The sequence below is a fragment of the Ramlibacter tataouinensis genome (assembly GCF_027941915.1).
Taxonomy (GTDB): domain Bacteria; phylum Pseudomonadota; class Gammaproteobacteria; order Burkholderiales; family Burkholderiaceae_C; genus Ramlibacter; species Ramlibacter tataouinensis_C.
The window spans coordinates 3,610,612-3,637,396 of sequence record NZ_CP116009.1; the positions used below are offsets into that span (position 1 = coordinate 3,610,612).

Annotated in this window: 25 protein-coding genes; 14 read left to right on the forward strand and 11 right to left on the reverse strand. The window is 68.5% G+C overall.

Translation table 11 applies throughout. The features are described from left to right. Window positions 1-96: 96 nt before the first annotated feature. The 6 genes from PE066_RS17295 to PE066_RS17320 all read right to left on the reverse strand — a co-directional run bounded on the left by PE066_RS17295 (window position 97) and on the right by PE066_RS17320 (window position 6,585). Entirely contained in the window at window positions 97-1,467 is a 1,371-nt protein-coding gene (locus tag PE066_RS17295; RefSeq protein ID WP_271233765.1) for a TRAP transporter large permease, read from the reverse strand. Between the two features lie 4 nt (window positions 1,468-1,471). Next, the gene (locus tag PE066_RS17300; RefSeq protein ID WP_271233766.1) at window positions 1,472-2,578 is read right to left on the reverse strand and encodes a TRAP transporter small permease subunit; all 1,107 of its coding nucleotides are present in this window, start codon (window positions 2,576-2,578) and stop codon (window positions 1,472-1,474) included. A gap of 87 nt (window positions 2,579-2,665) precedes the next feature. Continuing rightward, the gene (gene dctP, locus PE066_RS17305; protein WP_271233767.1) at window positions 2,666-3,688 is read right to left on the reverse strand and encodes a TRAP transporter substrate-binding protein DctP; all 1,023 of its coding nucleotides are present in this window, start codon (window positions 3,686-3,688) and stop codon (window positions 2,666-2,668) included. Window positions 3,689-4,034: 346 nt separating this feature from the next. Continuing rightward, on the reverse strand, window positions 4,035-4,829 hold the full coding sequence (locus tag PE066_RS17310) for a molybdopterin-binding protein (RefSeq protein WP_271233768.1): 795 nt from the start codon (window positions 4,827-4,829) through the stop codon (window positions 4,035-4,037). Further along, on the reverse strand, window positions 4,826-5,635 hold the full coding sequence (locus PE066_RS17315; RefSeq protein ID WP_271233769.1) for a cytochrome b/b6 domain-containing protein: 810 nt from the start codon (window positions 5,633-5,635) through the stop codon (window positions 4,826-4,828). The genes PE066_RS17310 and PE066_RS17315 overlap by 4 nt, the downstream gene beginning before the upstream one ends. A 134-nt stretch (window positions 5,636-5,769) precedes the next feature. Then, the gene (locus PE066_RS17320; protein ID WP_271233770.1) at window positions 5,770-6,585 is read right to left on the reverse strand and encodes an IclR family transcriptional regulator domain-containing protein; all 816 of its coding nucleotides are present in this window, start codon (window positions 6,583-6,585) and stop codon (window positions 5,770-5,772) included. Window positions 6,586-6,667: 82 nt separating this feature from the next. On the opposite strand from PE066_RS17320, the gene PE066_RS17325 reads away from it, so the two are divergent. Genes PE066_RS17325 through PE066_RS17345 form a run of 5 tightly spaced genes read left to right on the forward strand, consistent with a single transcriptional unit; the run spans window position 6,668 to window position 10,981 of the window. After that, the gene (locus tag PE066_RS17325) at window positions 6,668-7,369 is read left to right on the forward strand and encodes a 3-oxoacid CoA-transferase subunit A (RefSeq protein ID WP_271233771.1); all 702 of its coding nucleotides are present in this window, start codon (window positions 6,668-6,670) and stop codon (window positions 7,367-7,369) included. Further along, window positions 7,369-8,025, forward strand: a complete 657-nt coding sequence (locus PE066_RS17330) for a 3-oxoacid CoA-transferase subunit B (protein ID WP_440480542.1) — start codon at window positions 7,369-7,371, stop codon at window positions 8,023-8,025. Before PE066_RS17325 ends, PE066_RS17330 begins: the two co-directional genes overlap by 1 nt. A 9-nt stretch (window positions 8,026-8,034) precedes the next feature. Beyond that, a complete protein-coding gene (gene pcaF / locus PE066_RS17335; protein ID WP_271233773.1) occupies window positions 8,035-9,240 on the forward strand; it encodes a 3-oxoadipyl-CoA thiolase in 1,206 nt (401 codons plus the stop codon). Between the two features lies 1 nt (window position 9,241). Further along, window positions 9,242-9,964 (forward strand): SDR family NAD(P)-dependent oxidoreductase, encoded by a 723-nt coding sequence (locus PE066_RS17340; protein WP_271233774.1) that lies wholly within the window; start codon window positions 9,242-9,244, stop codon window positions 9,962-9,964. A 21-nt stretch (window positions 9,965-9,985) separates the two neighbouring features. Continuing rightward, entirely contained in the window at window positions 9,986-10,981 is a 996-nt protein-coding gene (locus tag PE066_RS17345) for a Bug family tripartite tricarboxylate transporter substrate binding protein (RefSeq protein ID WP_271233775.1), read from the forward strand. 557 nt (window positions 10,982-11,538) lie between these two features. Here the strand turns inward: PE066_RS17345 and PE066_RS17350 are convergent. The 5 genes from PE066_RS17350 to PE066_RS17370 all read right to left on the reverse strand — a co-directional run bounded on the left by PE066_RS17350 (window position 11,539) and on the right by PE066_RS17370 (window position 15,379). After that, on the reverse strand, window positions 11,539-11,811 hold the full coding sequence (locus tag PE066_RS17350) for an SWIB/MDM2 domain-containing protein (RefSeq protein WP_271233776.1): 273 nt from the start codon (window positions 11,809-11,811) through the stop codon (window positions 11,539-11,541). A gap of 180 nt (window positions 11,812-11,991) precedes the next feature. Further along, window positions 11,992-12,534 carry a GAF domain-containing protein gene (locus PE066_RS17355; protein ID WP_271233777.1) on the reverse strand — a complete coding sequence of 181 codons (543 nt, stop codon included), beginning with the start codon at window positions 12,532-12,534 and terminating at the stop codon, window positions 11,992-11,994. A 62-nt stretch (window positions 12,535-12,596) separates the two neighbouring features. Beyond that, a complete protein-coding gene (locus tag PE066_RS17360; RefSeq protein WP_271233778.1) occupies window positions 12,597-13,817 on the reverse strand; it encodes a pyridoxal-phosphate-dependent aminotransferase family protein in 1,221 nt (406 codons plus the stop codon). A gap of 78 nt (window positions 13,818-13,895) precedes the next feature. Further along, entirely contained in the window at window positions 13,896-14,597 is a 702-nt protein-coding gene (locus PE066_RS17365; RefSeq protein WP_271233779.1) for a GntR family transcriptional regulator, read from the reverse strand. A gap of 59 nt (window positions 14,598-14,656) precedes the next feature. Continuing rightward, window positions 14,657-15,379 carry a maleate cis-trans isomerase family protein gene (locus tag PE066_RS17370; RefSeq protein WP_271233780.1) on the reverse strand — a complete coding sequence of 241 codons (723 nt, stop codon included), beginning with the start codon at window positions 15,377-15,379 and terminating at the stop codon, window positions 14,657-14,659. Between the two features lie 263 nt (window positions 15,380-15,642). Here PE066_RS17370 and hydA point away from each other — a divergent pair, with 263 nt between their 5' ends. The 9 genes from hydA to PE066_RS17415 all read left to right on the forward strand — a co-directional run bounded on the left by hydA (window position 15,643) and on the right by PE066_RS17415 (window position 26,782). Beyond that, window positions 15,643-17,076 (forward strand): dihydropyrimidinase, encoded by a 1,434-nt coding sequence (gene hydA, locus PE066_RS17375; protein WP_271233781.1) that lies wholly within the window; start codon window positions 15,643-15,645, stop codon window positions 17,074-17,076. Continuing rightward, the gene (locus PE066_RS17380) at window positions 17,073-17,819 is read left to right on the forward strand and encodes an aspartate/glutamate racemase family protein (RefSeq protein WP_271233782.1); all 747 of its coding nucleotides are present in this window, start codon (window positions 17,073-17,075) and stop codon (window positions 17,817-17,819) included. The genes hydA and PE066_RS17380 overlap by 4 nt, the downstream gene beginning before the upstream one ends. Window positions 17,820-17,857: 38 nt before the next feature. Next, window positions 17,858-18,913, forward strand: a complete 1,056-nt coding sequence (locus PE066_RS17385) for a TRAP transporter substrate-binding protein (RefSeq protein ID WP_271233783.1) — start codon at window positions 17,858-17,860, stop codon at window positions 18,911-18,913. Between the two features lie 101 nt (window positions 18,914-19,014). Next, window positions 19,015-19,596, forward strand: coding sequence for a TRAP transporter small permease subunit (locus PE066_RS17390; protein WP_271233784.1), 582 nt, complete (start codon window positions 19,015-19,017; stop codon window positions 19,594-19,596). After that, entirely contained in the window at window positions 19,593-20,885 is a 1,293-nt protein-coding gene (locus PE066_RS17395) for a TRAP transporter large permease (RefSeq protein WP_271233785.1), read from the forward strand. The genes PE066_RS17390 and PE066_RS17395 overlap by 4 nt, the downstream gene beginning before the upstream one ends. 11 nt (window positions 20,886-20,896) lie before the next feature. Beyond that, complete coding sequence (locus PE066_RS17400) at window positions 20,897-22,303, forward strand: amidase (protein WP_271233786.1); 1,407 nt, start codon at window positions 20,897-20,899, stop codon at window positions 22,301-22,303. A gap of 62 nt (window positions 22,304-22,365) precedes the next feature. Beyond that, complete coding sequence (locus PE066_RS17405) at window positions 22,366-23,127, forward strand: fumarylacetoacetate hydrolase family protein (RefSeq protein WP_271233787.1); 762 nt, start codon at window positions 22,366-22,368, stop codon at window positions 23,125-23,127. A 52-nt stretch (window positions 23,128-23,179) separates the two neighbouring features. Continuing rightward, complete coding sequence (locus tag PE066_RS17410) at window positions 23,180-25,486, forward strand: NADP-dependent malic enzyme (protein WP_271233788.1); 2,307 nt, start codon at window positions 23,180-23,182, stop codon at window positions 25,484-25,486. 207 nt (window positions 25,487-25,693) lie between these two features. Continuing rightward, entirely contained in the window at window positions 25,694-26,782 is a 1,089-nt protein-coding gene (locus PE066_RS17415) for an ornithine cyclodeaminase (protein ID WP_271236608.1), read from the forward strand. Window positions 26,783-26,785: the final 3 nt, after the last annotated feature.

Here is a 26,785-nt window from a genome sequence, read left to right on the forward strand (position 1 = left end):
GTGGTGGGTTGGCGGAGGCCATCCGCCAGCGTCTAGGCGGTGCCCTCTGCACGCATCCGGACGCGCGGCCCGGCCCAACTGAAGTCGAGGCCCGCTTCAATGGCCGCTGTAGACCAGCCCAGGAAGCCACAGCACGATTTTCGGGAACACGACGCACAGCGCCAAGCCGACAGCCTGCAGCATCAGGAAGGGAACGGCGGAGCGGAAGATCATCGCCATGCTGATCTGCGGCGGGGCCACGCTCTTCAGGTAGAAGAGCGAATAGCCGAACGGCGGGCTGAGGAACGCCATCTGCATGTTCACCATGAAGATCACCCCGTACCACAACGGGATCTGTTCCACGGCGACGCCGGCTACGCCGGCCACACCGTCGAACTGCAGGCTCTTCATGATCGGCAGGAAGATGGGCACGGTGAGCAGCAGGATGCCCACCCAGTCCAGGAACATCCCGAGGATGAAGAGGACGACCATCATCAGGAACAGGATGCCGTAGGGGGGCAGGCCGGTGCCGATGATGAGCTCCGACACGAAGGTCTGCCCGCCCTTGACGACGAAGAAGCCGACGAACATGGTGGCCCCGAAGAAGATCCACATGACCATGGCCGTCGCCCGCAGCGTGGCCAGTCCGGCGTCGTACAGTGCCACCCACGTCAGCCGGCGGTGCAGCGCACACACCACCAGCGCGCCGAAGGTGCCGATGCCGGCCGCTTCCACTGGGGTCGCGATGCCGAAGAAGATGACGCCGAGCACGAGCAGGATCACGAGGATGGGCGCGATCGTGTTGCGCAGCAGGCGCAGCTTCTCCCGCATGGACACGCGTTCTTCCTTGGGGAGCGCCGGCCCGAGGGACGGATCGAGGTAGCAGCGGACGGTGACGTACGCGATGTACAGGCCGGAGAGGAGCAAGCCGGGAAAGACGGACCCGATCAGCAGTTCGCCGAGGGACTGCTGCGCGACCACGGCATAGACGATCGCCATCACCGAAGGCGGAATCAGGATCCCCAGGGTGCCGCCGGCCAGCAGCGCGCCGCAGGCGAGCTTGGGCTCGTAGCCGCGCCGGAGCATCGCCGGCAGCGCGATCATCCCCATCGTGACCTCGGTGGCCCCGACCACGCCGACCATGGCGGCCAGCAGCGTGCAGGCCACCACGGTCGCCGACGCCAGGCCGCCCTTGACCGCCCCGAGCCACTTGTAGATGACGTCGAAGAGCTCCTCGATGATGCCGGCCTTCTCCAGCACGGCCGCCATGAAGATGAACAGCGGCACCGCGGACAGCTGGTAGTCCGTCATGAACGGGAACACCCGCGAGGGCAGCATGTTCAGCACGCTGCCGCTGCCGAAGACGTACAGGTAGATGATGGCCAGGCTGCCGGTGCAGAAGGCCATCGGCAGGCCGAGGAGCAGCAGCACGGCGAGCGAGCCGAACAGCAGCAGGGTGAGCCAGCCGATGCCGATCTCGAGCCCCATCGCACTAGCTCCCCGCTTCGCGCACGATCAGGATGTCCTTGATCAGCTTGGACACGCCTTGCAGCGCCAGGAGGAAGGCGCCGATCGGAATCATGAGCTTGACCGGCCAGTACTGGACGCCCCATTCGGTGAACGAGTGCTCTTCGACCCGCACCGCATCCATGGCGAAGCGCGCGCCGGTCCAGAGCATGGTGAGGACGAAGATGAAGAAGAAGACCGACGTGACGATGTCGGCGATCGCCTTGCCGCGTCGCGAGAAATGCGTGTAGACCACGTCGACGCGCACGTGCTGGTCCTCGCGGTAGGCAAACGCGCCGCTCAGCATGTACTGCATGCCGAACATGAGGAACATGCTCTCGTGCACCCAGTTGGTCGGTGAATTGAAGATGTACCGGGCCATCACCTCGTAGTAGTAGGCGAACACGGCGATCACCGCCCACCACGCCACGAAGGCGCCGATGCGGGTGTTGAGCCCGTCGATCCAGTCGGTGAAGCGGGTGCGCACCTCCAGCGTGGGGTCCTGGCCGATACCGCCCTCTTGCACGTCGACGGCCGGCGTTGCCTCGAGGGGCGATGGCCTTTGCCCGGCTCTTTGCCCGGCTTCCAGTGCGCGCCGGCGGCGCACCAGGCCGGGCAGCAGCGCGGCGTCCACCAGCAGCATCAGCGCGAGCGCCAGGGCCACGTCACGCGTCCGGGAGTGCCACAACTCCGTGACCCCCCTGGCCTGCTCGAATTCGAGCTGGCGTGCCGCCAGCTCGGCCTGGGCCTTGGCGGCGTCCGCCGGATCGGCTTGGCTCGCGGCGACCTGCGCCGCCTGGAACGCCGCGAACGTGCGCGACGTGTCCTCGCGCACGTCCCGCACCTGGGCGTTGCAGTAGATGATGGCCAGGAAGACCGGAATGAACACGAATCCCCAGGCGCTGCGCAGATAGAAGCGATGGATGCCCAGGTAGCCGGCGAGCAGCCAGAACAGGTAGGCGATGCCGAGCACCGGCCGCCCGTCGGGGCGGCGCTTGAGCTGGCGGGCTGCCAGCCATCCGGCGATGAGGGGAAAGAGAAGAAGTCCCGACCAGTAGAGCCAGTGCGGAAGGATGAAACCGAGGCTGGGCATGTGGAGGTCAGGCTGACTCACGGCTCGGGCGCACGATGCATGCGCACCGTGCGCCCGAGTTCGCGGGGTGGGCCGGCGGGCCGGACATCAGACGTCGATCTTCAGCCCCTTGTACATGTCGGGCGTGACGTAGCCGACCGTGTGGGACTCCATCACCTCCAGCTGCAGCTTGAACAGGCGCGCCGCATCCTTGTCCTTGTTCGCCCACTTGAACCAGATCGGGACCGCCGTGCGCTGGAACTTGGGCAGGTCCTGGGCGGGCAGGCGGTTGATCTGGACGCCGGCCTTCTCGAACTTGCCCCACGCTTCCATGTCGGCCTTCTGGATCGCGCCGTGGTGCTCGTTGGAGTAGACCTGCACTTCGTCGTCCACCCAGCGCTTCATCTTGGGCGACAGCTTGTTCCACACGTCCATCCGCACCACCAGGTCCATCAGGTCCACCGGCTGGTAGACGGACTCGAGCCCGGGCGGGCCGGTCCAGATGAACTTGGACACCTGCTGGAAGCCCAGGTCCCAGTTGACCGCGGGGCCGGTGTAGTCGGCCGCCTCGATGGTTCCCTTTTCCAGGGCCGAGAACACTTCGCCGCCCGGCAGCAGCGTCGTCTTGGCGCCGATGGCGGCGAAGCCTTCCGCGATCATCCCGCCCGGGACGCGCAGCTTCAGGTCCTTGAAATCCTCGATGCTGCGGATCGGCTTCTTGGAGTGGATGATGTTGGGTCCGTGGTGGATGCGGTTGACGTAGTACAGGCCCTGCTTGGCGAAGATGTCGCGTGCCGCCTGCAGGCCGCCCTTGCTGTAGAAGAAGATGTCCCACTCGTGGGGGTAGCGCAGACCCATCAGGTAGGACGACAGGAAGGCGGTCGCCGGAAGCTTGCCGGCCCAGTACAGCGTGAACGAGTTCATCGCCTCGAGCACGCCGTTCTTGACGCCGTCGAGAAGTTCGAAGTCGCCGACGACCTCCTTGGCGGCGAACGGCCTGAACTCGAGTTCGCCGCCGGTCTTCTCCTTGATCGTGGCGCACCAGTTCTTGAAGGTCTGCAGGCCCACGCCGGCGGGCCAGGAGGTCTGCACTTTCCAGATGGTCGTCTCGGCGGCCTGGGCATTTCGCACGAAGGGTGCGGCGAGGGCCACTGCGGTGCCGGCAGCCGCGGCGCCGCCCGTCTTCAGCAGCGAGCGTCGCGTCGGAGAGGGCTCACTCGGCGACTGTTGCTTGTCTCGGGATGCAGGATTCATTGCGCCTCCTTGACTTGCGGGGAAGCACGCCTCTGCTGAGAGAACGGCGCGATCATCTTGCGCCTCGCCGCAGAAACGTCGGAACTAGGGCAAACGCGAACCCGCGGCATGGCCGCGCTGGGGTGTGTGCACTGGTCGCCGTTACGGAAGCCGAGCGGCCAGCGCGGCGCGGTTCAACGACGCTCTGCCGTGAATACGGATGAGGCGATAGGAAGCGCCGCCCCTAGATGCCCCCGTACCAGCTGTAGCCCAGATCCTCCCAGTAACCGCCGCGCCCGCGCCCCAGGGCCGCGAAGCTGTCCACCAGTTCGATCCGCTGCACGTACTTGGGCTGCTTGTAGCCCAGCTGGCGCTCGACGCGCACGCGCAGCGGCGCCCCGTTCTCCACCGGGAGCCGACGGCCGTTGAGATCCCAGGCCAGCAGGGTCTGCTCGTGGTAGGCGTCGTCCATGTCCACGCTCTCGTAGTAGGGGGCCCGGTAGTCGCCCTCGTCCATGACGTCCATGCAGTGGAAGACCACGTAGCGTGCCTGCGGTCTCGCGCCGACGAGTTGCAGCACGTGCGAAAGGCGCACGCCGGTCCATTGGCCGATGCAGCTCCAGCCTTCGACACAGTCGTGGCGCGTGATCTGCGTTCTCGAGGGCATGGCGCGCAACTGCGCCAGCGTGAACGATCCCGGGCGCTCGACCAGGCCGTCCACCTGCAGCCGCCAGTTCGCGAATCCGTCCCGCAGGTGCGCCGAGTAGGTCTCGCCGACCGGCCGGGTCGTGCCGTTGGGGCGGAACACCGGCGCGATGTCGGCGGGCGTGAATTCCTGCGCCATCGCCCGCCCCGCAAGGGCGCGCTGCACGCGACGCGTCAGCGCCTCGGCGCTGCCCAGCACGCGCACGGCCCGCTCGTCATGGCTCAGGGCGTCGCAGCCGGCGAGCGCTCCGCCCGCGACCGCGGCAAGGCCGGCGCGCAGCAACCGTCGGCGTTCGCGGCGGTGTTCGAAGGGGGGGTTCCTGACGGGCCTCATCGGGGGAGCCTCCAGTAGCCGGTGACCATCGAACGCAGGTTGTTGACCAGCCCGGTGACGACCACCTCGAAGACGTGCACGAGCACGAAGGCGATCAGCAGCAGCGCGCCGGCGAAGTGCAGCGTGCGCGCGGCCTGTCGGCCGCCGAGCCAGTCGACCCAGCCGGGGAGCGCGGCATTGAGCCACGGCGACATGGCCAGGCCGCACAGGATGAGCAGGGGCAGGACGATGAACACGATGGAGAGATACGCGATGTTCTGCATCACGTTGTAGCGGAGCGCCGCCTCGCCGGTCGGATGCCGCAGCAGCAGGTGGTCGACCACGGAGCGCCCGATCCCGCGCCACTCGCGGCCCGTCGGCACCAGATCGCGCTGCAGATGCCCGCTGAAGATCGTCCACAGGAGGTAGGCCACGCCATTGAGGACGAACAGCCAGGCGAAGAAGAAGTGCCACAGCCGGCCCAAGGCGAGCCACTGGCCGTCCGGGATCGTGGCCCAGGACGGAAAGCCCCGCGCCACTTCGGCGCCATCCGGACCGCGTGAGACGCCGAGCACGCCGTGGGTGGGGAACTCATGGGCGCCGACCCGCGTGATGCCCACCAGCCGGTCGCCGTTCCGGCGCTGGCCGATCTCGAGCACGCGGGTTTCCGGCCGCGAGTCCTTGCCCCAGTAGAGCGCAGGATGGGCGTTGAAGATCTGCAAGCCGCTGCCCAGCAGCGCCAGCACGCAGACGACGTTGACCCAATGCATGATCCGCACCGGCAGCCGGTGCCGGTAGATCACGGCGGGAGCGGGACCGGATGCCATGGAAGCCTCCCCGGTGGATGCCCAAGCGAAGCGTGCGCAAACGAGCACTCTTCATACCGCGGCGCACCGGGCCGGTCAACTGCCGCGCACGCGTGGATTCGAATCACTCATCGGTTGGGGATGCGGGCGGGTGCTCAGGTGGGTCCGGCCCCAGCTTGCAGCCGTCGCGAGACCTCGCGCGCCGCTTCGCGCAGCGCCGGCAACATGGTCTCCTGCATCTGCCGCGGCGCCGTACGGTTGGCCTGACCACTGATGTTGAGCGCTGCGATGGTGCGGCCGGCGCGGTCGATCACCGGCGCGGCGATCGACACGAGGCCTTCCTCCAGCTCCTGGTTGACCAGGCACCAGCCCTGGCGGCGTGCCTGCTGCACCTTGGCCAGGAGCGCATCGATGTCCACCACCGTGTGCCGTGTGCGCGCCTCGAGCATGGTGGACTTGAGCAACCCGACCACCTCATCGTCCGGCCGGCCCGCCAGCAGCATGCGCCCGATCGAAGTGCAGTAAGCCGGCAGGCGTGAGCCGATCCCGAGACCGTTGCGCATGATCTTGCGGGTCGATACGCGCAGCACGTACACGATGTCGGTGCCTTCCAGTACCCCGGCGGAGCACGACTCCTTCACCTGCTCCACCAGCGCCTCCATCACCGGCTCGGCCACGTTCCACATCGGCATCGAGGAGAGATAGGCAAAGCCCAGGTCCAGGATGCGCGGCGTCAGCGCGAATTGCCGCTCATCGCTCTCCACGTAGCCCAGCGCCTGCAAGGTGAGCAGGATGCGGCGGGCACCGGCGCGGGTGAGGCCGGTGCGGGCGGCCACCTGGGTCAGGGTCTGGCGCGGCGCGTCGGCGCTGAACGAGCGGATCACTTCCAGCCCGCGCGCGAACGATTGCACATAAGCGTCCCCCGGTCGCGGGTCGGGGGTGGCGTTCGGGCGGGCGCTGGCGGTGGGCATGTAGAATTCATTATACGAACAAGTGTTCGCATGGCGAACATTCTTTCTGCCAAGGGCTGCAACAGCCCATTCAAGGAATTCCATGATCAACAAGATCGCGGCCTCCGTGGCGGAGGCACTGGCCGGCGTGAAGGACGGCGCCACGGTCCTGATCGGCGGCTTCGGCACGGCGGGCATCCCGGGCGAGCTGATCGACGGGCTGATCGAGCAGGGGGCCAGGGACCTCACGGTGGTCAACAACAACGCGGGCAACGCCGACCAGGGCCTGGCGGCCCTGCTCAAGACCGGCTGCGTGCGCAAGATCATCTGCAGCTTCCCGCGCCAGGTGGACAGCTGGGTGTTCGACGAGCTGTACCGCGCCGGCAGGATCGAGCTGGAGCTGGTGCCCCAGGGCAACCTGGCCGAGCGCATCCGCGCGGCCGGCGCCGGCATCGGCGCCTTCTTCTGCCCCACCGCCTTCGGCACCGAACTGGCCAAGGGCAAGGAGACGCGCGAGATCGACGGCCGGCAGTACGTCCTGGAGTACCCCATCCACGGCGACGTGGCGCTGATCAAGGCGGAAGCCGGCGACCGTTGGGGCAACCTGGTGTACCGCAAGTCGGCGCGCAACTTCGGCCCGGTGATGGCCACCGCCGCCAGGCACACGGTGGCCACCGTGTTCGAGCTCAAGGAACTGGGCGAACTCGATCCGGAAGCGATCGTCACCCCCGGCATCTACGTGAGCAGGATCGTGAAGATCCCGCGGGTGGCGACGCAGGCGGGCGGATTCAGGAAGGCTGCATGATGAACGCCGCGAACTACCAGAAGCGAACCAAGGACGAACTGGCCCGGCGCGTGGCGCAGGACATCCACGACGGTGCCTACGTGAACCTGGGCATCGGCATGCCGACCACCGTCGCCAACCACATCCCGGCCGGCCGCGAGGTGATCCTGCAAAGCGAGAACGGCATCCTGGGCATGGGCCCGGCGCCGGCTTCGGGCCAGGAGGACTACGACCTGATCAACGCGGGCAAGCAGCCGGTCACCCTGCTGGCGGGCGGCTCGTATTTCCACCACGCCGACTCCTTCGCGATGATGCGGGGCGGCCACCTCGACATCTGCGTGCTGGGCGCTTTCCAGGTGTCCGCCCGCGGCGACCTGGCCAACTGGAGCACCGGCGAGCCGGGCGCCATCCCGGCCGTCGGTGGCGCCATGGACCTGGCCATCGGCGCCAAGCAGACCTGGGTGATGATGGATCTGCTGAGCAAGGCCGGCGACAGCAAGGTCGTCGAGCGCTGCACCTACCCGCTGACCGGCATCGCCTGCGTCAAGCGCATCTACACCGACCTGTGCACGCTCGAATGCACGCCGCAGGGCCTGCGCCTGATCGACGCCGTCGAGGGCCTGTCCCGCGAGGAACTGGAGCGCCTGATCAACCTGCCGATCGCGGCCCCGATCTGAAGGACCCCCATGACCCGACAAGCTTTCATCTGCGATGCGATCCGCACGCCGTTCGGCCGCTATGGCGGCGCGCTGTCCTCGGTGCGCGCCGACGACCTGGCCGCCCTTCCGCTGAAGGCGCTGATGGCGCGCAACCCCAAGGTCGACTGGCAGGCGGTGACGGACGTGATCTACGGCTGCGCCAACCAGGCCGGCGAAGACAACCGCAACGTGGCCCGCATGGCCGCGCTGCTGGCCGGACTGCCGATGGACGTGCCCGGCGCCACCGTCAACCGCCTGTGCGGCTCCGGCCTGGATGCGGTCGGCACGGCGGCCCGGGCGATCAAGGCCGGCGAGGCGGGCTTGATGATCGCCGGCGGCGTCGAGAGCATGAGCCGAGCGCCCTTCGTCATGCCCAAGGCCGACAAGGCGTTCTCGCGCGCCAACAACGTGTACGACACGACGATCGGCTGGCGCTTCGTCAACAAGCTGATGCAGCAGCAGTACGGCATCGACTCCATGCCCGAGACGGCGGAGAACGTCGCGGTCGACCACCAGATCGAGCGCGAGGCGCAGGACCGGATGGCGCTGGCGTCGCAAACCAAAGCGCTGGCGGCGCAGAAGCGCGGCTACTTCGATGCCGAGATCACGCCGGTGACCATCCCGCAGAAGAAGGGCGACGCCGTCATCGTGAGCAAGGACGAGCACCCGCGGGAGACCTCGCTGGAGGCCCTGGCCAAGCTCAAGGGCGTTGTGCGTCCCGATGGCACCGTCACCGCGGGCAACGCCAGCGGCGTCAACGACGGTGCCTGCGCGCTGCTGATCGCCGACGAAGCGACGGCGGCCAGCCATGGCCTGACACCGCGCGCCCGCATCGTGGGCATGGCCACCGCCGGCGTGGCGCCGCGGGTGATGGGCATCGGTCCGGCCCCGGCCACGCAGAAGGTGCTGGCGCTCACCGGACTGGCGCTCGAGCAGATCGACGTGATCGAGCTCAACGAAGCGTTCGCGGCGCAAGGGCTGGCGGTGCTGCGCATGCTGGGCCTGGGGGACGACGATCCGCGCGTCAATCCGAACGGCGGTGCGATCGCGCTGGGCCATCCCCTGGGCGCCTCCGGCGCGCGCCTGGCGACGACCGCGGTCAACCAGCTCCATGCGAGCGGCGGCCGCTACGCGCTGTGCACGATGTGCATCGGCGTGGGGCAGGGCATCGCCGTGATCCTGGAGCGCGTCTGACATGCAGGAAGCAACCCTGGTCACCGGCGGCAGTTCCGGCATCGGGCGCGCCATCTGCGAAGGCCTGCTGGCGCAGGGCCGCACGGTGGTGAACCTCGACTACCAGCGGCCCGCGTGGTCGCACGAGCGCCTGGTGTCCTTCCAGGCCGACCTCACCAGCGAAGCGCAAACGCTCGAACGCGCAGCCGAGATCGCGCGCGCATTCGACATCACGGCGCTCGTGAACAATGCCGGCGCGACGCGGCCCGGCTCCATCGACACGCAGACGGCCGCCGACCTGGCCTACGTCCATGCGCTGACGCTGCAGGCGACGATGCTGCTCACCCAGGCCTTCCTGCCGGCGCTGCGCGCCAGCGGCCGCGGGCGTGTCGTCAACATGGCGTCGCGGGCGGCGCTCGGCAAGACCGAGCGCATCGCCTACTCGGCCGCCAAGGCGGGGCTCGTCGGCATGACCCGCACCATGGCGATGGAGCTCGGGGCCGACGGCATCACCGTCAACGCCATTGCGCCCGGCCCGATCGCCACGGAGCTGTTCCGCCAGAGCAACCCCGAAGGCGCGCCGCGCACGCAGCGCATCCTGGACAGCATCGTCGTCAAGCGCATGGGCACCCCGGAGGATGTCGCACGCGCGGCGCTGTTTTTCCTCGCTCCGGACAATGGCTTCATCACCGGCCAGGTGCTCTACGTCTGTGGCGGCACCACCCTTGGACTCGCTCCCGTCTGAATTCACCAAGAGGACCCTTCCATGACCCCGTTCCACGACTCCCGCCGCCGCTTTGCACTGGGCGGCCTCGCACTCGCCGCTGCCGCCGCAGGCCTGCCCCTGACTGCCACCGCGCAGGCGTACCCGTCCAAGCTGGTGACCGTCATCGTTCCGTTCGCCGCCGGCGGCACCACGGACATCCTGGCACGCGTGATCGGCCAGGCACTGACCAAGGAGCTGGGCCAGTCGGTGATCGTCGACAACCGCGCGGGCGCCGGCGGCAACATCGGTTCGGCCCTCGCGGCCAAGGCGACGGCCGACGGCTATACCCTGCTGATGGGCACGGTGGGCACGCACGCCATCAACCAGAGCCTGTACAAGAAGCTGCCGTTCGACCCCGTCAAGGATTTCGCGCCGCTCACGCGCGTGGCGATGGTGCCGAACCTGCTCGTGGCCAATCCCGGCAAGCCGTACAAGAACGTGAAGGAGCTGATCGCCTACGCGCAGGCCAATCCGGGCAAGGTGAACTTCGGTTCCTCCGGCAGCGGCAGTTCGATCCACCTGTCGGGTGAGCTGTTCAACTCGATGGCGAAGGTCAACATGATCCATGTGCCCTACAGGGGCAGCGCGCCGGCCGTCACCGACCTGCTGGGCGGCCAGATCGACATCATGTTCGACAACATGCCCTCTGCCATCCAGCACGTGCGCAGCGGCAAGCTGCGTCCGCTGGCCGTCACGACGGCCAAGCGCGCCCCCGAACTGCCCGATGTTCCGACGATTGCCGAAGCCGGGGTGCCCGGTTACGAAGCGACTTCCTGGTTCGGCATGTTTGCGCCCGCGGCCACGCCGGCGCCGATCGTCGCCCAGCTCAACGCGGCACTGGTCAAGGTGCTGGCCGATCCGGACGTGAAGAAGAAGCTGGCGGAGCAGGGCGCCGAGCCCTACGCCGAGAAGCCGGAGCAGTTCGCCGAATTCATCCGCAGCGAGTCGGCGAAGTGGAGCAAGGTCGTCAAGGCCTCCGGCGCCAGCGCCGACTAAGGCGGAGTTCTCGACGGGAAGGCCCAGGCCGGGGCCTTTTCGGTCCGCTCTCCCGGCCGGCTTCCCCGAGCGTCGGAGTCCCTGAAGCCCTAACCAGGTAGCTAGGATCATCGTGAGTTCGGCTGGGCTCCGCGGCGCCCTTCGGAAGGAAGGAGGCTACTTGGGCCGAGCGCATCGGCGGGGAGAACACGTTGGTGGCGATCCGAGCCGTTCCTGCTTGGGTACGCTTTCAGCCTTGCGACTGATGGCAGGCCGGGAAGCCCGTACTTCGTCTGGGTGTTCCCTTCCAGGAAGCAGTACACGTTCGAGATCGGACCCGACGAGAGGCGGGCGGCGCGCTGAACGCCTGTCTCGGAGGGCGGCGTCGGCCGGCTGAATCTGCAGCCGATGAGCAACCCGTCGACATCAAGCCCCAGCGTTGAACGTCGACAGCGGCGCCGCGAACAAGCCCCTCGTTGTCGGCGAGAACTTGCTCGCCGTGAAGGTGTGGTTCCGGCATCGCCCTGCGGCACCCCTGGCACCGCAGGGCGATCTCCGAGAGGAGATCGCCCCGACGGTCAGGTCGCGTGCAGGTGCTTGCCCACCAATCCGGTCATCTCGAACATCGTGACCTCACCCTTGCCCATCACGGCCTTGAGCTTGTCATCGCAAATGATGTTGCGCTTGTTGGAAGGGTTCTGCAGGTTGTGGGCCTTGATGTACTCCCAAAGGCGCTTCGTGACTTCGGTGCGTGGCACAGCCTCGGAGCCGATCACGGCAGCCAGCTCAGGGCTCGGTTTCAGCGCCTTCATGAAGGCGGAGTTCTTCTTGGGTGTTTCGGCTTGCGTCATGCTGTACCTGTGGTCAAAAAGGAAGGCAGCATACTCGCACGCGGTCGAGAAACCTGTGCCAAACGTAAGCTGCTGCCGCCCGCAAGCGATGGGGCTGCTTTCGGGCCAGGAGCAGACATCCTGAAGTTGCGCGCGCTAGCAAGGGCCGGCTTGCTGATGCCCGGGCCTCTCGGCCTGCAGCTATCTCGCGAGCTTGATCAATTCGGCCGAGCGACGCTCGGCGTACATGACGCGTTCAGGTGCGGGCGCAAGGCTGACCACTGCGTCTGCCAAGTGCCGCCCGTAGGTCTCGCCCGACCTGAGCTCGAGCTCGGTTGGCGCAAGGACGTGGGCGGAGTGCGCTGACACCATGCCGACAAATTCTCCGGCAGAGGAAACCAGTGGAAAGGAGAGGACCGAGCGAAATGGGACCGAGTTCGCGAAGTCCACGTACGGCTTGAAATCCTCATCGACGCGGACGTCGGGAACGAACACCGGCTTGCCCGAGCGGGCAGCACGACCGCAGACTGTGCTGGAGCCGACGGCGACCCGCTCGAAGGTTTTCAGGAATGCCAACCCGAGCCCGCGGGCGGCGACGATGACCAGTCGCCCGTCGCTCCCTGGAAACTGCACGTTCCCCATCTCCGCACCGTGCAGTGCGACGACGTCGTGAAGCCCTGCCTGGATCTTCTCGTCGAGCGTCTTGGCGCCACCCAGGCGTGAAAGCATTGGCTCCAGAAGCATCCTGGAATTCTAGGCTGAGCGTCCGGGCTCATGGACCGGGATCTCGCCGGCCGCTGGTGCCGCTACTCGGCGATGGGCCGGTCGGACCGCTGGGCCGTCCCGGCGAGGTATTCCATCGCGGCGGCGCAGCCGCTGCCTGGCAGCCGCACGCCGGCCAGGCGCAGGCCCATCTCGCAGCCCGAGAGGGTCGCCATCAAGGTGAGGTCGTTGCACTCGCCGAGGTGCCCGATCCGGAACATGCGCCCCTTCACCTTGCCGAGCCCCGCGCCCAGCGACATGTTGAAGCGCTGGTAGACGAGTTGCCGCACCGCGTCGGCATCCACGCCCTCCGGCATCATCACCCCGGTCAGCACCGGCGAGTAGACCGCCGGGTCGGCGCACTGGATCTCCAGCCCCCAGGCGCGCACGGCACGGCGGCAAGCTTCGCCCAGGCGCTGGTGGCGCGCGAACACGGCCTCCAGCCCCTCCTGGTGCAGCATGTCGAGGGCTTCGGACAGGGCGTACAGCAGGTTGGTGTTGGGCGTGTACGGGAAGTACCCCGTCTTGTTGATCTCCAGCATCTCGTCCCAGGCCCAGAACGATTTCGGCAGCCGGGCCGTGCGGCTCGCCTCGATCGCCTTGGGCGACAGGGCATTGAAGCTGATGCCGGGCGGCATCATCAGGCCCTTCTGCGAGCCGCTGACCGAGACGTCCACGCCCCACTCGTCGTGGCGGTAGTCGGCCGAGGCCAGCCCCGAGATGGTGTCCACCATCAGCAGCGCCGGGTGGCCGGCAGCGTCGATCGCGCGGCGAACGGCGGCGATGTCCGACGTCACGCCGGTCGAGGTCTCGTTGTGGACGACGCACACGGCCTTGATCGCATGCGAGCGGTCCGCCCGCAGCCGCTCTTCGATCATGGGGGCCTGCACGCCGCGGCGCCAGCCCTCGCTGCCCGGCAGGCCCAGGAACTCGGGCTCCAGGCCCAGGCGCAGGGCCATCTTGTTCCACAGCGTGGCGAAGTGGCCGGTCTCGTACATCAGCACCGCGTCGCCGGGGCTGAGCGTGTTGGCCAGAGCCGCCTCCCAGGCGCCGGTGCCCGAAGCCGGGTAGATGACCACGGGATGCCGGGTCTTGAAGAGGGTGCGGATGCCGGCGAGAACCTTGCGGCCAAGCGCGCCGAACTCCGGGCCGCGGTGGTCGATGGTCGGGTAGCTCATCGCACGCTGCAGGCGGTCGGGCACCGGGCTCGGCCCCGGGATCTGCAGGAAGTGGCGCCCGGCGGGGTGGAAGTTCAGGTTCAGCACGTGGGTCTCCTTGTTGAAATGGCGGCGCCGCAGGGGGCGCCGGCGCCGCCGGAAAAGGCAGGGAGCAGGCGCGCGCGCCTAGCTGTTGAAGATCTCGGCGAGATCGACCTCGCCGTTGCCGACATCGAGCTGGAGGCTGCTCTCGATGTGCTCGAGGTGCTCGAGCATGAGCTTCTCGGCCTTGGCGCGATCACGCTTGGCGACCGCATCGACGATCTTCTCGTGTTCATCGTTGCGGCACGCGTGGGCGGTCGGCGCGTCGTACAGGAAGATGGTCAGGCAGGTCAGCATGCAGAGCTCGCGCACGCTGCGGGCCAGCGCCGCGTTGCCGGCCAGTTCCGCCGCCAGGGTGTGGAACTCGCCCGACAGGCGGATCACCGCCCGCTTGTCGGCCCGGCGGCGCGCGTCCGCCTCCAGCTCCTGGTGCTGGCGCAGGCGTGCGACCTTCTCCGGGGTGAGGGTGTCCACCAGCCGCCGCAGGACCGCCGGTTCGATCAGCCGGCGCGCCTCGAACACGTCGCGCGCCTGCTCGATCGAAGGCTTGGCGACGTAGGCGCCGCGCTGGGGGTACAGCTCGACGATCTGCTCGTGCGCCAGCTTGGCGAGCACCTCGCGGATGCGTGCCCGGCTGACGCCGAAGATCTCCGCCATGCGCTCTTCGCCGAGCTTGGTGCCGGGCTGGAGGCGGTGCTCCAGGATGGCGACATAGATGCGCTCGTAGATGTCTTCCACCGATTTTTCCCGCTCCGCACGGGGGGAGGACTTGCGCGCAGTCGCCATCGGTTGCTTGTGGTTGCGTTCGCCGGCGATTCTAGCCAGCGGTCGGGTTTGCGCCGCGTTCAGGCCCATTGGAACAGCTCTCCCCATCCGGTGATGCCGGCCGGCGACCGCCTGGCCAGTCGTGCCATCCCCCAGACGGTGGTGCTCACCGTATCCAGCAGGGGGATGCGTGTGTCGGCTTCCACGCGCGCGGCCAGCGGCGCGGCGCGCAGGTTGGTGCAGAAGGTGGTGATCGCCTCCGGCCGCTGCGCGGCCACTTCGTCGATCAGCTCGCGCAGCCGCTGCGGCTCGACGCCGGCGAACGAGTGGTTGTCGCGGATGTCCAGGTGTCGCTCGGCGACGACCGTGATGCCCAGCGCGCGGTAGTTCTCGACGATGCGCACCTGCACGTCCTGCGTGTAGGGCGTGACGAGCGCCAGGGTTCGCGCGCCGCGGATCTGCAGCAATTCGTTCAAGGCCAGCACGGCCGTGGTGGCCGGGATGCCGGTGTGCGAGCGGATCCGCTCGCACAACTGCCGGTCGCGCTCGAAGCCCAGCCAGCCGGCCGAGGTGCCGCTCCAGCCGATCACGTCGACCTTGGCATGGGCCAGAAGTTCGGCCGCGGCCAGGATCGGGCCTTCGTCGAACTGGCCCAGGGCGCCGGCGCCCAACCCGATCTCCGTCACCCTGAACCGCGAGAAGTGCGCGGTGGCATCCGGCAGCAGCCGGACGATCTCGCCGGTGATCGGTTCGAGGGTCGTATTGGAAGACGGCGTCAGGATGCCGAATCGGGTTGTTGACATTTGTGCCTGCAATGTGCAAGGCCATTATGCATGGCGCGTTGGGGAAGAGCCAGCTGTTGCGTTTTCAATGTCTACATCGGTGTAAACACCAATGGGGCGGACGATCGGCCAAGCCATAGTGGCTATCCGTGAGCCATTTTCGATGGTATGTAGGCACCCTTGGAAGCGCTCATTTGAGCGACATATGCGAGCTGTGCATGAGTAAATGTCAACAATGAATCGGATAGATTGTCTACATGAAAAGATGGCGACCAGGGGGCTGAATGGCTGATGCGGCCTTCGACCTGGTGGTGCGCAACGCGCAGGTCGCCACGGCGAGCGACACCTTCGATTGCGACATCGGCATCCGCGACGGCCGGATCGTGCAACTGGGGCAGGCACTGGCGGCGGGCCGCGACGAGTACGACGCCGCAGGCAGGGTGGTGACGCCCGGTGGGGTGGATGCCCACTGCCACCTCGACCAGCCGATGGAGGCGCCGGCCCGCATGGCCGACGACTTCCGCTCCGGCAGCCGCTCGGCGGCCTGCGGCGGAACGACCACCGTGATCCCGTTCGCCGCACAGATGAAGGGGCAGTCGCTGCTGGCCGCGGTGGACGACTACCACGCACGTGCCGAGGGGCGCGCGGTGGTGGACTACGCCTTCCACCTGATCGTCAGCGACCCGACGCCGCAGGTGCTGTCCACGGAGTTGCCGCAGCTGATCGCGCAGGGCTACACGTCCTTCAAGGTCTATATGACCTACGACGACATGAAGCTCGACGACGGCCAGATCCTGGACGTGCTGGACGTCGCGCGCACCCACGGCGCCCTGGCCATGCTGCATGCGGAGAACGCCGACTGCATCGAATGGCTGACGCGCCGGCTGGAGGCCGCCGGCCGGACCGCCCCGCGCTACCACGCCCATGCCCGGCCGATGCTGGTCGAGCGCGAGGCGACCCACCGCGCCATCGCCCTGTCGCAGCTGGTGGACGTGCCGATCCTGATCGTCCACGTCTCGGGCGGGGAGGCCGTCGAGCAGATCCGCTGGGCCCGCAGCCACGGCCTCTCGGTGTTCGCCGAGACCTGCCCGCAGTACCTGTTCCTCACCGCGGAGGACCTGGGCATCGACGACAGTTACCACGGCGCGCGCTGCGTCTGCAGCCCGCCGCCGCGCGACAAGCGGAACCAGCAGGTGATCTGGGACGGCTTGTCCGACGGCCTGTTCACGATCTTCTCGTCCGACCACGCGCCGTTCCGCTACGACGATCCGCAGGGCAAGAAGCCGCACGGCGAGGAGGTGGCCTTTCGCCACATTCCCAACGGCATCCCGGGACTGGAGACGCGGCTGCCGCTGCTGTACTCCGAAGGCGTGCTGGGCGGCCGCATCACGCTGCAGAAATTCGTGGAGCTCACCTCGACCAACCCCGCCAAGGCCTACGGCCTGCATCCGCGCAAGGGCACCATCGCCATCGGCTGCGACGCCGACCTGGTGGTCTGGGACCACCGGGACACGGTGGTGCGCAATGCGGACCTGCACCACGCGGTCGACTACACGCCCTACGAGGGCATGGGGCTCAAGGCCTGGCCGGCGCTCACGCTCAGCCGCGGCGAGGTGGTGTGGGACGGCCGCGACTGCGTGGCCCGGGAGGGCCGCGGCCGCTTCCTGCGTTGCGGCCGGCCGACGCTGCTGCCGCAGCGCCCGGAGGGACGGCCATGAAGCTGCTGCTGGTCAACCCGAATATCTCGACGGAAGTGAGTGCGCTGATCGAGGCCGAGGCCCGGCGCACGGCGGCGCCGGACACCCGCATCACGGTGGCCACCGCACCGTTCGGGGTCGCCTACATCGAGACCCGCTTCGAGGCGCTGGTGGGGGCGTACGCGGCGGCGCAGGTGGCGGCGCAGGCGTACGCGCAGCACGATGCCCTCATCGTCGCGGCCTTTGGCGACCCCGGCGTGGGCGGCATCCGCGAACTGCTGCCCATCCCGGTGATCGGGCTGACCGAGAGCGCACTGGCCAGCGCCTGCCTGCTGGGCCAGCGGTTCTCCATCATCACCATCTCGCAGCGCATCCAGGCCTGGTACCGCGAGGTCGTGCACTCGTACGGGCTGCTCGATCGCCTGGCCAGCATGCGCGGCCTGGACCGGCAGCTCTCCATCGGGTCGGTGCAGCAGGACCACGCCGACCGGCTGGCGCAGCTGTGCGACGAAGCCGTGCGCCAGGATGGCGCCGACGTGATCGTGCTGGCCGGCGCGCCGCTGGCCGGGCTGGCGCGCACGCTGCGCGACCAGCTCCCGGTGCCGGTGGTGGACGGCGTCTCCAGCGCCGTGCGCCACGCCGAAACGCTCGTCGCCCTGCAGCCCGGATCGCACCGGGGCGGCAGCTTCGAAACCCCGCCGGTCAAGCCTCACAAGGGCCTGCCGGAAGCCATCGCGCGCATCCTCGCGCGCACCGGTCCGTAGTCCCCCGCCCGTCTGCAACCTCTGCCCAAGGAGCCCCCATGAAAGCTTCCCTTTCGCGCCTGCTGGCCTGCGCCGCGCTAGGCGCCGCCGCGCTGCAGGTCCCGACCCAGGTCCAGGCCGATGACCGCATGAAGTGGAAGGCCATCGGCCAGCCGCTGGCCACCGGCCTGATCCAGAAGAACAAGGAGCAGCCGTTCTTCGAGAATTTCGCGGCGAAGACAGGCCTGCCGATCGACATCGACTACAAGCCGATCGACACCCTCGGCCTGAAGGACACGGAGCAGCTGCGCGTGATGAAGGCCGGCCTGTTCGACATCGTGTCGCTGCGCGTCTCGCAGAACTCGCGCGACGAGCCCACCCTGCTCGGGCTGGACCTGGTCGGCGCCGCGCCCGACTACGCCACCGGCCGCAAGGTCGCCCAGGCCTACTTCGACACCATCGACAAGCGCTTGCAGAAGCAGTTCAACGTCAAGCTGCTGGGCGTGTGGCCATTCGGGCCGCAAGTGCTGTTCTGCAAGAAGCCGATCACCAGGCTGGCCGACATCAAGGGCATGAAGGTCCGCGTGTACGACCAGAACCTGGCCAAGTTCATCGAGCTGGTGGGCGGCACGCCGGTGCCGGTGTCCTTCCCCGACACCCACCAGTCGCTGTCGCTGGGCGTGGTCGACTGCGCCATCACCGGCCCGAGTTCGGCCAACACGGCCGGCTGGCCGGAGGTGACGACGCACCAGATGCCGCTCGGCTTCCAGATGGCGCTGAACGGCTACGCGATGTCGCTCAAGTCCTGGAACCAGCTCAAGCCGGATCAGCAGGCCAAGCTGAAGGCGGCGTTCGACGGGCTGACCAGCGAGATCTGGTCCTACTCGGAGGAGCTGTTCCAGGACGCGCTGAACTGCAACACCGGCAAGGAATGCAAGACCGGCAAGCCATTCAAGCTGACCAACGTGCCGGTCTCGCCGGCCGACCTGGAGCTGGTGCGCAGCGCCGTCACCAAGGTGTCGCTGCCGGTGTGGGCTGAAGTCTGCGACAAGTCCAATCCCGACTGCTCCAGGCAGTGGAAGGCGATCGTTGCGCCGGTGCTGGGGCTGAAATGAAGAACGGCGCGTCCATGCTCAAGCGGGGCGCGCCGGACGGCGCGCCCGCGGCCAAGGGGGAGGCGCCGGGCGCCGCCCCCGCGTCTCCCGCGGGGCCCGCCGTGAAAGAACACATCGAGAACGTGCTGGCCTGGATCTTCGGCGCCATCTTCCTGGCGCTGTCCGTCGTGGTGGCGGTGGAAACGCTGTCGCGCAAGCTCTTCAGCTTTTCGCTGCAGGGCGCCGACGAGCTTGGCGGCTACGCGCTGGCCGTCGGATCCACCATCGCCTTCAGCCTGGCCCTGATGGGGCGCAACCACATCCGGGTGGACGTGTTCCACGAGCGGTTGCCGCGTGCGCTGCAGGCGTTCCTGAACTGGTTCGCCGTGGCCAGCATCGCCGCCTTCGGCGTCTTCATGGCCTGGGTGGCGACCAAGGTGATCGTGGACACGATGCAGTACGGCAGCACCGCGCAGACGCCCTGGGCCACCCCGCTGATCTGGCCGCAATCGGTCTGGTATGCGGGTCTGGTGATCTTCGCCCTGGTGGCGACCGGCTACGCCCTGCGGGCGAGCTGGCTGGGGGTGCAGTGCCGGATCGACTCGCTCAACGAGGACTTCCAGCCCAGGAGCGCCAAGGAAGAACTGAAGGAAGAACTGGACGACCTGGCCAACCGGCAGGCGGCCGAAGGAGCCCCGCGATGACCCTTTCCTTCTTCGGGATCGCCTTCGCGCTGATGCTGGGCATGATGCTGATCGGCACGCCGATCGCCGTGGCCATGGCGCTGGTGGGCATCGTCGGCGGCATCGCTGCCTATGGCATCCCGTTCATGGACTCGATCGCCCCGGTGGTCTGGGGCGTGCACAACGAGAACCTGCTGACCTGCATTCCGCTGTTCGTGCTGCTGGGCGAGCTGCTGCTGCGCTCGGGCATCGCCGACCGCATGTACATCGCACTGTCGGCCTGGCTCGGGCGGCTGCCCGGCGGGCTGCTGCATACCAACATCGGCAGCTGTGCACTGTTCGCCGCCACCTCGGGCTCCTCGGTCGCGACCGCCGCCACCGTGGGTACCGTGGCACTGCCGTCGTTGCAAAAGCGCGGCTACTCGATGCGCAATTCGCTCGGCTCGCTGGCCGCCGGCGGCACGCTCGGCATCCTGATTCCGCCCAGCGTCAACATGATCGTCTACGGCTCGCTGACCAATACCTCGATCGGGCAGCTGTTCATCGCCGGCATCATTCCCGGAATCCTGCTGACTGCGATCTTCATGATCTACATCGCCGTATCCAGCGCCCTCAGCGGCGAGGTGATGCGCGAAGCGAAGATCCCGCTGGCCGACAAGATGCGCACGCTGGTGCACCTGGTTCCGCCGCTGGTGGTGTTCGGCATCGTCATGGGCAGCCTGTACTTCGGCCTTGCCACCACCACCGAGAGCGCCGCGCTCGGGGTGATTGCGGCGCTGGGCTTCGTCTGGCATTCGGGCCGGCTCAACCGCGAACTGCTGCGCAACTGCTTCATCTCCACCGCCCGCGTCAGCGGCATGATCCTGCTGATCATGACGGCCGCGTTCATCCTGAACCTGGCGATCAGCCTCACGGGCGTGGCCGACTCCCTGACCAAGTGGGTGACCAGCCTGGGCCTGTCGGGCACCGGCCTGATCCTGGTGCTGATCGTCTTCTACCTGATCCTGGGCATGTTCATGGACGTGCTGTCGATGCAGGTGGCCACCATCCCCATCACCTACCCGATCGCCGTCGCATTGGGCGTGGACCCGATCTGGTTCGGCATCTTCATCGTCCTGATGTGCGAGCTGGGGCTGATCACGCCCCCGGTCGGCATGAACCTGTTCGTGGTGCACGGGATCCGGCCGGACAAGGGCGGCATCGAGGATGCCATCTGGGGCGCGCTGCCGTACGCGGTGATCATGATTGCCTTCACGCTGCTGCTGCTGGCCGTGCCGCAGCTGGCGACCTGGCTGCCCAGCCACATGTGAGCCGCACGCCGATGACACCGACCGAAGCGTGGCGGCTTCCCGCCACCGAACTGCAGCGCCGCTACCGTGCGGGCGATCTCACCCCCTCCGCGGTAGCGAGGGCCTGCCTGGCCCGGCTGGAGGCGGTCAATCCGAAGATCAATGCGGTGATCGCCCGGCGCGATGCCGCCTTCCTGGCCGAAGCCGAAGCAGCGACGCGCCGCTACGAGGAAGGCCGGCCACGATCCGCCATCGACGGCATTCCGCTGACGGTGAAGGACAGCCTGTACACGGCCGACCTGCCCACCACCTGGGGTTGCCCGGCGCTGCGCAACCACTGCACCGCAGAGGATGAACTGTCGGTGGGGCGGGCTCGCGCCGCCGGTGCGCTGATCATCGGCAAGACCAACGTGCCGGAGTTCGCGCTCGAGGGCTACACCGCCAATCCGATCTACGGCGTCACGGGCAATCCGTGGAATCCGGCGCTCACGCCGGGTGGCTCCACCGGGGGCGGCGTGGCCGCCTGTGCCGCCGGCATCGCGCCGCTGGCGATCGGACAGGACGGCGGCGGCTCGATCCGCCGGCCGGCCTCACACACCGGCCTGGTCGGACTCAAGCCCTCGCTGTCGGCGGTGCCGCGCGAGCACGCGCTGCCCAGCCTGCTACTGGACTTCGAAGTGATCGGCCCGCTGGCGCGCACGGTGGCCGACGCGCGGCTGCTGTTCGAGGTGATGCGCGGCCCGGCCGACGCGGACCGCTCCTCGCTCGCGGCCGCCCAGGCAGCGGGCAGCGTGAGGGCCGGCGCTGCCCTGCGCATCCTGTACGTGGAGCGCTTCGGCAGCGCGCCGCTGGATCCGCAGATCGCAGCCAGCGTCGGCGCCGCCGTGGAGCAGCTCGCAGAACTGGGCCATTCGGTGGAGGCCGGCCCATTGCCGCTGGATCTCGATTTCTATGGCGAGGCCTGGCCGCAGATCGGCCAGATCGGACTGGCGCAACTGTTCCAGCAGCACCCCGAATGGGCGGCCCAGGCTTCGCCCAGGTACCTGGAGATGGCCGAGAAGGGCAGGGCGTTGCCGGGCGCGCGCCTGTGGCGCATCCTGGAGCAGGTCAAAGCCTTGCGCCGACAGGTCGCCGCGGTGTTCCGGCAGGTCGACGTGATCGTCCTGCCGTCCGCCGCCGCGCTGCCCTGGGCGGCGCAGGAGGCGTATCCCACGCACATCGACGGCCAGGAGGTCGGGCCGCGCGGGCACGCCATCTATACCGGCTGGGTCAACGCGGCCGGGCTGCCGGCACTGGCTCTGCCGTGTGCGCCCTCGCGCGAGGGCCTGCCGATCGGCCTGCAGATGGTCGGGGCCTACGGCAGCGACGATAGACTGCTCGAACTGGGGGCGAAGTTCGAGGACGCGAGCCCTTGGGCGCACCGGTGGCCGCAGCTCTGAGGGGTGCGCTCGCCCGGAACGATGAAACAACCCCCGCTGCTGCTTTTCGAAGGCTGATGTCCATGGACGCCTCTTCCACCCAGTCGGTCGCGCAGGCCCTGCTGCACGCGCGCCGCCACCGCAGTCCCGTCGACGCCGCGGCGCTGGCCGGCTCCCTGCGCGAACCGCAGGACGCCTACGAAGTCCAGCGGCTCGTGCGCGAGGCCCTGGCGCCAGGCGAACTGCCGGCTTTCTGGAAATCCGGGGGGCCGTCGCGCAGCGCCGTGCTGACCCACGCGCCGCTGTTCGCGGCGAGCACCTGGCCAAGTCCCGCGGACGCCCGGAACTCGCACTTCAATTCCAGGTTGATCGAGGCCGAGGTCGCCTTGCGGCTGGGATCGGATGTCACGGCCGCGCAGGCGGCCCGGCTGACGCCCGGCGATGCCGCAGCGCTGGTGGACGCGATGGCGGTGGCCATCGAGATCGTCGATTCGCGCTGGACCGAAGGCGTCGACGCGCCGCCCCTGCTGAAGCTGGCCGACCTGCAGTCGCATGGGGCGCTGGTGGTGGGAGAGTGGCGCCGGTTCGCGGCCAGGGATTGGGCCATGCAGTCGTGCGTGGTGCGGATCGCCGCCTCGAGCGCCGAGTACCGCGGCACGCACCCGCTCGGGGATCCCACCTGGCTGCTGCCCGCCTGGCTGAAGCACGCCACCCGAGGCGGTGCCGTCGTGCGGGCCGGCACATCGGTGACCACCGGCACCTGGTGCGGGATGCTGCCCGCCAACCGGGGGGACCGGGTCTCGGTGACCTTCGACGGCATCGGCGCGGCCTGCGTCGAGCTCTAGCAGCCCAGCAGTCGGCGCCGGCACGGCGCATCCAGATCAAGGACGGTCATCCATGGCAGATTCATCTTCACCGGGCCGGCCGCTGTCCGGCGCCGAGCAGGCGCTGCGCGAGGCCGCGCGCGAGTACCACCGCAGCCCGACGCGCGGCAAGATCGCCGTCACCCCCACCAAGCCGCTGTCCAACCAGCGCGACCTGTCGCTGGCCTATTCGCCCGGCGTCGCCTATCCCTGCCTGGACATCCAGACCGATCCTTCGCTGGCCGCCGAGTTCACCTCGCGCGGCAACCTGGTGGGCGTGGTCACCAACGGCACCGCGGTGCTGGGGCTGGGCGACATCGGCCCGCTGGCGGGCAAGCCGGTGATGGAAGGCAAGGGCTGCCTGTTCAAGAAGTTCGCCGGCATCGACGTGTTCGACATCGAGCTGGCCGAGCGCGACCCGGACAAGCTGGTCGAGATCATCGCGGCGCTGGAGCCCACGCTCGGCGGCATCAACCTCGAGGACATCAAGGCGCCCGAGTGCTTCTACATCGAGCGCCAGCTGCGCGAGCGCCTGAACATCCCGGTGTTCCACGACGACCAGCACGGCACCGCCATCATCTCCGGGGCGGCGCTGCTCAACGGGCTGGAACTGGTGGGCAAGTCCGTCGGCGAGGTCAAGGTGGTGGTGTCGGGCGCCGGTGCCGCCGCGCTCGCCTGCATCGACCTGATGGTGGGCCTGGGCGTGGCGCAGCGGCAGATCTTCGTGTGCGACTCCAAGGGCGTGCTGTACGAAGGGCGGCCGGGCGGCTACGACCCGTCCAAGGCGCGCTACGTGCAGGCCACGGAGGGCCGCACCCTGGCCGACGTGGTGCAGGGGGCCGACGTGTTCCTCGGCTGCTCGGCGCCCGGCGTCCTGACCGGCGCCATGGTCGCGACCATGGCGCCGCGGCCGATCATCCTGGCGCTGGCCAACCCCGAGCCGGAGATCCGGCCGGAAGTGGCGAAGGCGGCGCGGCCGGACTGCATCATCGCCACCGGCCGCTCCGACTACCCCAACCAGGTCAACAACGTCCTGTGCTTTCCCTACATCTTCCGCGGGGCGCTGGACTGCGGTGCCACGCGGATCACCGAGGCCATGAAGCTGGCCTGCGTGCGCGAGATCGCCGCGCTGGCCAAGGCCGACATCAGCGAGGAGGTGGCCAACGCCTACTCGGGCAAGGAACTGGCCTTCGGCCCGGACTACATCATCCCGACGCCGTTCGACTCGCGGCTGATCCTGCGCATCGCGCCGGCCGTGGCGCGGGCCGCCGTGGAATCAGGGGTGGCCACGCGGCCGATCGAAGACCTGGAGGCCTACCGCCAGAGCCTCACGCGCTTCGTCTACCAGACCGGCATGATCATGCGGCCGGTGTTCGCCGCCGCCAAGGGGGCGCAGGCGCGCCGCGTGATCTATGCCGAAGGCGAGGACGAGCGGGTGCTGCGCGCGGCGCAGCTCGCGCTGGACGAGCGGCTGGCCCAGCCGATCCTGATCGGCCGCCCGGCCGTGATCGAGGCGCGCATCGCGCGCGCCGGCCTGCGCCTGAAGCTGGGCCAGGACGTCGACTGCGTCAACCCGGAAAGCGACGCGCGCTTCCGGCAGTACTGGGAGGCCTACCACCGGCTGATGGGGCGCAACGGCGTCACGCCGGAAGCCGCCAAGGCGGCCGTGCGCCGCTCCAACACCCTGATCGGCGCGTTGTCGGTGCACCTGGGCGACGCCGACGCCATGCTGTGCGGCATGGTCGGGCGCTTCGACGCCCACCTGGCGCACGTGCGCGACGTCATCGGCACCGCGCCGGACGCCCCCGGGCTGGCCACGCTGAACGCGCTGATGCTGCCCAACCGCACGCTGTTCATCGCCGACACCTATGTCAACGAGAACCCCGATGCGGAGCAGCTCGCCCACATCGCACTGATGGCGGCGCAGGAGGTGCGGCGCTTCGGGCTGCCGCCCAAGGTGGCGTTCCTGTCGCACAGCAGCTATGGCTCCTCCACCCGCGGTGCGGCGCAGAAGATGCGCCGCGCCCGAGAACTGTTCGCGCAGCTTGCCCCGGACATCGAATGCGACGGCGAGCTGCAGGGCGACGCCGCGCTTTCCGAGCCGATCCGCCGCGAAAGCCTGATGGAGGGCGGTTCGCTCGAGGGCGAGGCCAACCTGCTGATCTGTCCGGACCTGGACTCGGCCAACATCCTGTTCACGGTGCTGAAGATGACGGGCGGGCACGGCATCACGGTGGGGCCGATCCTGCTGGGCGCGCGGGCCTCGGTGCACGTGCTCAATCCATCCGCCACCGTGCGGCGGATCGTGAACATGACGGCGCTGGCGGCGATCCGGGCCTGAAGCCCTGGTCGCTCGGCAGGCTCCTCGCGGAACTGACTCCGTCCGCGTGGGGGAAGGAGCAGGGCCGGTCCGAACCCTGTCCTTGTCCATTGCGCCAATGGCCGCTCTCGTTTTGTCGAAACCGCCCGGCACTATCTGCCAGGCTGCAGCCTTCCGGCTGACATGCGCCCGCGCGAGACTCTTGTGGTTCGTTCAAGGAGTCTCCCGATGCTTCCCGCCCCGTATCCCTCGACGCGGTATATCGATGCCGGGACCATGGTCCGGCTGGTGAATCGAAAGGGCCTGTCGACCTGCATTTCCGGCATCGCCGAACGGATCGCCGCCGATTTCAGGCGCTGGCAGGACTTCGACAAGTCCGCGCGGGTGGCTGCGCATTCCACGGAGGGCGTGATCGAGCTGATGCCGATCGCCGATGCGCGGCGCTTCGCCTTCAAGTATGTCAACGGCCATCCGAAGAACACCCGGATTGGCCTGCCGACGGTGATGGCCTTCGGCGTTCTGGCGGATGTCGCCACCGGTGCGCCCCGCGTGCTTTCGGAACTGACGCTCATCACCGCGCTGCGCACGGCCGCCATGTCGGCGCTCGCGGCGCAGCACCTGGCCCGCGCCGGGAGCCGTGTCATGGCGCTGATCGGCAACGGCGCGCAAGGCGAATTCCAGGCGCTGGCCTTTCGTGATCTGGTGGGCATCGGGGAGCTGCGCCTGTTCGACGTCGATCCTGCCGCCACCGCCAAGCTGATGGCCAACCTGGCCGGCCAGGGGCTGCAACTGCGGGCCTGCAGCTCCATCGCCGAAGCGGTGCGCGGCGCCGACATCGTCACCACCGTGACCGCCGACAAGGCAAACGCCACGATCCTCACTCCGGAAATGCTGGCGCCGGGTATCCACGTCAATGCCGTAGGCGGCGATTGCCCCGGCAAGACCGAACTGCACCGCGGCGTGCTGGAGCGCGCCAGCGTGTTCGTGGAATTCGAGCCGCAGACGCGGATCGAGGGCGACATCCAGCAGATGCCGCCGTCGTTCCCGGTCACCGAGTTCTGGAGGGTGCTCGACGGCACGCACCCCGGCCGGCGCGACGACGCCGAAGTGACGGTATTCGATTCGGTCGGCTTTGCCCTGGAGGACTACGCCGCCCTGTGCTTCGTAGCCGATGCCGCGCAGCAAATGGGGTTGGGCGAGACGCTGCGCCTGGTGCCGCAGCTCGCCGATCCGAAGGACCTGTTCGGGCTGCTGTGCCAGGAGGCGGGTGTGCCGCCCCCCACGCAGCCGCCCGTCTGGGCCGGGGCGCTCTCGTAGAAG